General features: G+C 27.3%; 3 protein-coding genes. 2 read left to right on the top strand and 1 reads right to left on the bottom strand.

From position 1 onward, the window contains the following. Positions 1-264: 264 nt before the first annotated feature. Positions 265-2,013, top strand: a complete 1,749-nt coding sequence (locus ASO20_RS00285) for a hypothetical protein (RefSeq protein ID WP_085055926.1) — start codon at positions 265-267, stop codon at positions 2,011-2,013. Here ASO20_RS00285 and ASO20_RS00280 read toward each other — a convergent pair. Then, complete coding sequence (locus ASO20_RS00280) at positions 2,010-2,699, bottom strand: hypothetical protein (protein ID WP_085055925.1); 690 nt, start codon at positions 2,697-2,699, stop codon at positions 2,010-2,012. The genes ASO20_RS00285 and ASO20_RS00280 overlap by 4 nt on opposite strands. 183 nt (positions 2,700-2,882) lie before the next feature. Here ASO20_RS00280 and ASO20_RS00275 point away from each other — a divergent pair, with 183 nt between their 5' ends. Next, the gene (locus ASO20_RS00275; protein WP_085055924.1) at positions 2,883-9,227 is read left to right on the top strand and encodes a hypothetical protein; all 6,345 of its coding nucleotides are present in this window, start codon (positions 2,883-2,885) and stop codon (positions 9,225-9,227) included. The last annotated feature ends 130 nt before the right edge of the window (positions 9,228-9,357 follow it).

Genomic DNA, 9,357 nt, shown 5'->3' with positions numbered 1-9,357 from the left:
TGAAATTAATATCCCATTAATTGCGGAACTATTAGTTACTCTTGAATTAGAAATTCCTTTGATTGTAACAGGAGTATTTCAATTAGTTAAATTAAGAAGAAAACACTTTAACACACTGTAAAACAAAAATCACACAAACTAAAATTTAGTTAGTAATAAATGCGAAATTCTTTAATTGATAACACAAAATAGACTTTAATATTTTTTTAATACTTTTATTTTGTAATTTTGAAATAAAAAATCATTGATGTAAAATTATTTTGTATGAAAAAAAATATTAAAAAACTAGCAGTTCTTGGTTTGTTAACTTCAACGTTAACACCATCAATTGTTGAATTATCAAAAACAAATAATAATAACTTATTAACATTATCATCATCAAAATTAAAAAATGATAATTTCAAAGCAACTAATCTTAATGATAATGCACTATTCATGATTTCAGCTGGTTTGATCGGTTTTTCGCAAACATTTAATAACCTTGTAAACTTACCAGATAGCGGTGGAACTTATAAGGGTGGATTAGATCAATTTTATAGTGATCAGTTAGATAACACTAAGACTTATTACACTAGCGGTGTTGATTTTAAAAAAGTATGAACAAGTTTATGAAATGAAACTTTAAACTATCAAGGCACAAATCAGAGCTTAATTAATTCAACAACTCGATTGAAAGATAACATAGATGTTAGTAGCATGAGATTAATTACTGATGTTTATCCTACTTGAACTAATAGTTTTAAAGAATACCCTTGATTAAATCAAATTTATATGCCAACTATCAAAACAGGTCAAACATATACAATTGATCAATTCTTGGTAGATATTCTAAATGTTTTTTATGCTGCAACAAATGATCTTACATCTTCACCATTAAAAGCTGCGCCATTTCTAATGGCTGAATTTGAACTATCGACAAAAGTCGATATTTCTATTGTTTTAAAATTATTACCCAAAATTAGTTCACTAGGTTCTATACTGGCAATGGTTACAGGTTTGCTAACTCCCGGATATGATAATGTTGGTCCATACTTTAAATATTTGATTCCAAACACTGAAGCTTCAAAAGTTGACCCGAATCAATATACACCAGAATTAGCTACTAAAGATTATGAATCCGCAACATCTATTGAAAACTTTATTCCAACTTTTACATACATTGGTAGTAATTTAAAACAAGGGACCGAAAGAACCCCAATTACTAATATTTTTAATAACGCTTTTGGTACGCAAGAACAATCATTTATTGGTAGCGATAACGCTTACCTACCGGAAGGTCAAATTTTTTCTAATGAATCATTAAGTCCTGCACAAAAAATTGATCAAATTTTTGCCCTAATTTTAACTTCTGGAAAATTTCAGGATAAAACTGGAGCGGAGATTGTTGGAATAAACAATTCTCTTAACATCAATATGTTGCAAAAAATATATGACGCAACATCCCCAAAAATTGATAATCCTTTTAGTAATAAAGATTATAATGCTGTTTCAGATAATATTAGAAATTCGATTAGTACTATTAACAATGCCAATTCATATAATGATATTTACACAAATATTTTAAATATATGTAACACAGTTACTAATGGATATAAAGTTGTTGAGAATAACATAAATAAATTTGTGATTAATGATATAAAAGATCAAGTTGAAAAAAACAAAGTAGAATTAACTGTAAATCAATTTTTTGATTTAGGATTGTTTACACAAGATTACGCCGCTTTCTCATCTAATTCATCAATGAATGAAGTGATGACAACTAATGATGCTGATAAAATGATTGCAGCAATAAAAAATTATTTACCAAATAGTTTACCTGGTGACGATAATAAAACTGCATTGTACATTACATTAATTAGTGTCCCAACAGCTTTAGTTATATTTGGGGTAGGTGCTTTTTTCTTATTTAGAAGAACACACTCTAAAAAATCAAAAACAATAAAAAAATCTAATACTCACATTAACAAAGGCGAAGAAATTATTCATTCAAATAGAAGACAAGATCTTTCTTAATTGTTATTTTGAAAATCACGAATTTTCTTTTTTCATAAAATCATAAATTCACGATCATTTTTTGACATATTTTTTAATTCTTGGATTAATTGAAAATCAATAAATTTATAACCACTTTTGTATGATAATCATATTGTTTTTTTAATATCACTTAATTTTAGATTTAAAGTAACGCCTTTAAATAACAAAATTAAACAAATTAAAACAATAATCCCTTTCAATACATAAAACGCATCTGCATATAAAGCAATAACTGACGGCATAAAAAAATAATCAGCATTTTCTTTATCATTATTTATCACTTGATTAATAAAATAAAAATCAGAAATATTGAATAGTATAAATAATGCAAATATTGTTCAAAATATTCCATATATTCAGTATGATGATTCAATTTTTCCAAATTTACCAATGTTTTTATATCTGTAACTTATAATTATTAAGCAACTAATTATTAAACCAGTAAAAACAGCCTCTATTAAAAATAATTCAAAATAAACACCATCCATTAAGTTATATGAAATATCGATAAGTGTATAAAATGTAAAAAAACATCCACCCGTTAAAAACAACATTGTGATTGAACCTCAAAATAAATCTCTTGATTCTTTTTGACATTTATCTTTTCAAATAAAAGAAATTTCTTCAATTTGTTTTTTGAATTTGGTAAGTAGTCGTTTTTCCATAACCATATTAGTATAGTTTTTTTTTATATTTTTTCCAATTTAGTAAAAAACACTTTACATACTATTTTTTTTCTTAAAAAAAATTTTAAAAATTTGAATTGATATAATAATTATACGGATTCATATATTAATAGTTTTTTATGTAAGAATCAAAATAAATATATAAGAAAATCGGGTGGTATCTTGAATAAAAAATTAAAATTATTAACGCTTTTTTCAACAATTACAACAACGGCTATCGAGCCTGTTAGTCAATTAACAGAAGTGCAAAATATTAATACTGAAAATAAAAAACAAAACACGAGAAATAATAAATCAAAATTAACAGAACAAGTGGGTGGAGGGTACGACTCAATATCTGGAGAAGATTACATATCAAACGTTAATGATAATCCTTTTATTGGTTATGTCCCAAACAATTTTGATGATAAAAGTAATATTGCTTATGAAAACGGAACTTTTACGTCTATTCAAAATAAAAATTACTTGATTGTACCATATTGAACTGCAGTGATTAAAAAACCTCATTTTGACTCTTTTGCTACATATGCTATTGATCCCATTACTAAACAATTAAGCGTTTTAAATAACAAAGTAAATTTAGGTTATGATGTTGATAATAAAGTTGTTTTATATCCACAATTAGTGGGAGACGATTTTGTTACATTTTTCCGAGCAGTAGATAAAACTAGTCCGTACGGAATAGGAGAATGAAATGTTGGAGTTACTAATGTGAAAACTGGTGATTATGTTACATATTCATTAAAAACTGCGATAGGGGAGAGTACAGCTAATAACAGAAGTGTTTACATTATGACTGATAATTCAGATCCGTTAAATGTTGTATATTATTTAGCACGATATAACTACACTGGAACTAGTGGACGAATTATTGTATCGAAATTAAATTCTTTCAACCCTCGTAATCAAACATACAATTTGGAATTAACTAATGATATGGAAATAGTAGGAACTAATGGTTTATACCCTGGTACTTTTGATGTTACCTTTGGTAATGGTTATGCTGTTCCAAAACATGGTTACCAAAAGGAAGCAACAGCTGATCGCCCTTTGTTCGGTTGAAATAATTTATTTGTTAAAAATGAAGCCAAACCAATTATTGTAAACTATCAAGTATACAAAAATGCCCGTGGATATTGATTATTTTCTACAAATTCAGGTTTAATTTTTGTTAATTTAGGTAACGATGATGGTGGTAAAGCAAATCTACAAATTGGTTTGGTTGATTCTGAAAATAAAGCGACACCTACTGCAAATTATTCTTTTCAAGCATCAGATTCTAATTTTGATTTCTATCAAGGAACGGCAATCACATTTTCTTTTTTTAGAGGGAACGATAATACTTATTATCTATTTCCAAGCGGAATAGACGGTAATACGCCTGATATGGGTTCATTACTTAATGGGTCGCATTATTTTGCTTTTAAAATTGAAAAAGGGGTAGTTAATAATTTAAATGCTTATGATTATAACGTTGCTAATAATATATTTATTAGAAGCAATATTTTTACTAGTTCACGTATTAATTATATTACCTCATCCGGAGCCGATATTATAGCCAACGATATCCGTTTAGCATCTAAAACAATAACAAATAAACATTATAGAACATCATTTTTATCTGTAATGGATAATTTTATTAACTTTTTAGTGGAAAACCTATATTTTGTTGATTTAACTAGTTTCTATGCAACATCTGCAACGCAAGAACAAAAATTTGCTATCGAGAAAGTAGCACTTTGATTGGGTCAAGATAAAGATTATTCTTTCCAGGCTATGACAATTAATAACATAAAAACTTCAGTTTTAGCTAGTTTCCCTCAAGAAACTTCTCAAGCTGAGGTTGACGAAGTTACAACTAATTTTACTAGTGCACAAACATCTTCTATTCAAACATCATTAAAAGCGGCTTTCGATAAATGAACAATTACCATCGAAGAAACACTAGAAGGAAAATTTCATCAATGGGGATGATATAACGAAAAAAAATTAGATTATATGTTTCCTGCATATGTTTTAGATTCAACTAATGGTTTGACATATGACAATACAGATTTAGATTTAAATAATCCGAAGGAAGGGTTGCAAAAATTAATCGATAAATTTAAAACAGGTATGCAAGACAATACACCAATTAAATTTGACAGTTTAATTAATGGATATTTAAATCAACAAGCTGGAAGTGATATTGAATTAACTTTTTATGAATATCAATCATATGGTAAAAACCAATTAGAATGATATCATCAAAAAATTACTCAAGAATTTGCTACTTTTTATTATGGATTTTTAGATATGAATTCATCAAATAATACATATTGAAACTATTTCTTAGAAGATGAGACGCGTAATACATTAACAAATATCGACGATATGGTTACAAAGTGAATAAAAATTTTATCTAATTCTTCATTTAATAACACTACAGTTTTAAAATTTTTAACAAATTCTAAAATATGAAACAATCTAACTGTTGACAGAATTGGTGGGAAAGATGCTGTTATTCAACAATTTCTTTTCGAATATACTCCAGAATTACAAAAATTTAAAGATATAAATGTTAATACATTTAATGATGCTTCAGATAATTTATATGAATCGTTCTTGAAAACTCAATATTTCGGTTATGATGATCCTAGTGCAACAAACAAATTAGATGTTAGTCCATATTTTTCATTATTTACTGGAGGATTACCAGAAATCATTTCAAAGAATGATTTTATTAGTACATTTTCTCCTTCGACATCAAAAGGATACACTTACTTAAGTAAATTTTATAATTGAACACCAAGTACCGATAAATATACATTTTCTCGCACTACTCAATTTGATGATTGAGCAACAAATCAACCAAAATTGTTGTTTGATGATATAAAAAGAATTATTGATGAAATATATAGTAGTTATTGAGGTTATGGTGGATTATCAATCCCGTCATCACTTTTAGATGTATTTTTTTCTTTTGATCAAAAAACTGCCTTAGATGTATCAGAAATTAAAGATAATCTTGTAAGAGATTATGCGCAATCACTTTATCAAATTCGCGCTTATTTGAACACAGGTAAATTGAATGATGATCTAAACAATTTTTTAAATACTCAAATGAATGCAGCAAAGCAAGATTTAATGATTATATTAGATATTTTTAATAAATATTATTATGGTTATGATTATGATTTTAGTGGTTCAGAGCCATTTGTCGGTGCTAAAAATATAGCTTTATTCTTGATGAGTAACGGAAATATGACAAATGGTATTGCAGATACATATGAAGGTTTATTTAACAATTTTAGATTAAAAATTATTGGTAGTGATTTAGTAAAAAATGATGGTAAAGATTATACAGGTGTGTCAACTTATTTAAAAAGTTTATACTCAAATAATTCAGGAAAATACGAACCTATTTTGGAGTTACTGAATTATCAAAAATGATCAGAACAAAAACTAGCGGAAGATATAGATTCAATAGCTAAAATTTATTTAAATAATTATTATGGCTATGCAATAGGAAATGACGCAACAACACTAAATTTATGGTTTGGTACTTTGGGAACATCATATTTAGCTCTTGAACAATTAAAGTCAAATTTTCATGACCATTTTATTTCTCTAAATCAAATCGAATATAAAAGTGCAATGAAGCAATTTTCTCAATTATTAGGAACGGATTTACAAACGGAAGATTCAATTCTTGGAAGAGATTTTAAAAGTGCAATGGATGAGATAAATTTGATCAATCAATTATGACGTGATAATTACTATGGAGCAGAGGGTTACATAGGGAATTGATTTCAATATACTTATTCTTCCTCTAGTTATAATTGAGTAGATATAACAAATCGTAATGACATTTCGACTATTCAATTAGCAGCTGTAGCAAAGAATAAATTAATGAAGGATTTTTTAAATTATTTTAAAAACGATGAAATAGCTTTAACTGCGTTCAAATCATATCAAAACACTGAATTATTAAAATTATTACAACCTATCATTGATTCTTATAACAAGAATTATATGGGATATTCAATATCTACCGCATATGCATTAGAAACAATCGAAGATGTTATTACGGTTGGTTGAAATTACAATAATGTAATAAGTAAAATCACAAACATAATCTCAAAAACAAAAGATACTCAAAATTGAGAATACCAATATGTTAAAAATACATATGATACAAACAGCAAGCAAATTGGTTTTTTTAAAGAGCAAATGACATCTCTTGTAAATGACATCAATGATAATTTTATTGGCAATTTTATTAAAAATAATTACTTCGGATATAATTTTGGAGCGGATATTCCAAATAATGTCAAAAAAATCTTAAATTGACAAAATTCTAGTGAATTGAATGCTATTTGAGATACTACTACTTGAAATAACGACGTATGAGCAAACAATACAGCATCAACATACAAAATTTTTAATGACATAAATTTAGATCATGAAAATAATTTAAAAAATGGTAAAACATTTAAAAATATTTTAGATGATCACATGGATTTAGCGAACGGAATTGGTGCTGAATTTGTTAATTATCAAATATTATCATTAACAAATGAAATTACAACTTTAATTACAGCATACCGTAATAACTATATGGGTTATACAAGTGAATCTGTAATTAATTCAACATACTTACCTGGAATAAGCCCAGCAGGTAATGGTCATTTGAATTGAAATTTAAATGATACATTAACATCTTTAACTAATGATGGTAATGGATTTCAAGATGCTAATCGTTTAATAAACGGTAAATGATTACACAACAACATTCTAGGCATTCTTGCTACAAAAGTTAATTATGGAACGGATAATTTAAAATCTGTTGAAGAAGCTGCTTTTGAAGATGATATAAATAAAATTATTTCTGAGTATAAAAAGGTTTTTCGTGGATTTGTAAATAATGTAAATGGTAATAGATTAACATTTAAAACTTTAGGTGGGGATAACACTTTAGAAAATGGTGTTTTTATTCGCACATCAACTGACGTTACATCTGAAATATTTAACAAAGACGCTTTAAAAACTTATATTACAAGTTTACGTAATGCTAATGCTAATCCTACATGACAAGTAAATGTTATTGAAGAATATACTAAAAACATTACCGCTTTTAAAGATGAACAAACTAGCATCTTTTATAATTATTTAGATTCATTGAGTACTAAATATGCTACCGCTACTGAAGGTTATTTTGCAACATTCGAAGGCGAACCGCTTAAATATTTAAATTTACCCGGTTGAAAAATTGGGCAAAATGGCGCTGAAATAGATTTAAATTTTGCGATTAATTTTTTTGACAGTAAAACTTATAATCAAATGACAACTCCTGATTCTTCTGCTAACTATCGTTTAAGTTATGATGCTTGAAAGAAATTTGATGATAATGTTCAAAATTATGAAAATGAGCAAAGAGATATTTTTAGTAAGGATATTCCAATAATTCATCCCGGTTTTGAACGTTGAATTGATATTATTGATATGCTATCGGATGAAGAAACAGATCTGAGTTGAAATACAATTGTAAATTATCGTGGCAATTATGGTGATTCAAAATCAGCACACGATGCTTTATCTCCATTTTTAAATCCTAATAATGAACCAACATCCTTAGCTGATTTAAATAATATTTCTTCAAATTGATATTCAGGTTTTGAAGGTGATGAAGATGCTGATTGAACTAACACTTCATTAAAACATAGTTTTATGTTTTTTGGTCAATATGGAATGCCGTTACAAGTTTTTTATGACCCGGCAGATCCAACCAATTTATCAATCGCTATAGTTAATTTAAATAATGGTGAATATATTATGCAGGGGATTCCAGATTCGATAGTTATTTCTCCAAATTCTCAAGATGGTAGTATGAATTATGGAACAACAGTTGTCATCACGCAAGGAAGTAAGCAAGTTACATATAAAATGATTCCTTCTTCCGTGGATACTTCACCATACGACCAATTATTATTCACAGTCGCTGATACAACATGAGGTTTACCAGCGTATGAATTAGCTCAAAAAATCACAGTAACTGAAAATTTCGATAACGTAGATTTTACTGAAAATTCAGTTTCAGTTATCTCATATAATAAAGACACATTTAGCTATGGAGCAGAATCACCAAATGCTAATGAATTTTCCCTATTAAAAAATGAACTAGGTACGACTAATACAATTGAAACGGTTGGTAGTGTACATCATGTTATCCAAACTTATCGAAATGCTTTTATTCAAATCGGGGTAGGTAATGATATTGCAACAAAATTTGAAACCCGTTCTAATATTAGTATTAGTAATGCTAATCTAATTAATAAAACCTTTTCATTAAATGAAATTCTCCAACGATTACCAGCTCCATTTGTTGAAGATAGTACAGGAATGCCAACGTGATTACTAGCAGCAATTATTTCTATATCAGTTTTAACTGTTTTAGGTATACCGTTAGCAATTATATTAATACGCAAAAAAAAGGCTTCTAAAAATACTCACGTTTTTAAAAAATAATCGTAAAATTAGGAACTAGATTCAAAAAACTTTAACATATTAAATTACTTATATTCTCACACGAAATTATGTGATTATTTTAATTACTCATTATTATCAATCAATATTGCATAAATAATTGTAAAATTTA

The organism is Mycoplasma sp. (ex Biomphalaria glabrata), assembly GCF_001484045.1.
Taxonomy (GTDB): Bacteria; Bacillota_I; Bacilli_A; order Mycoplasmatales.
This window is presented reverse-complemented; position numbering and strand designations above follow the sequence as displayed.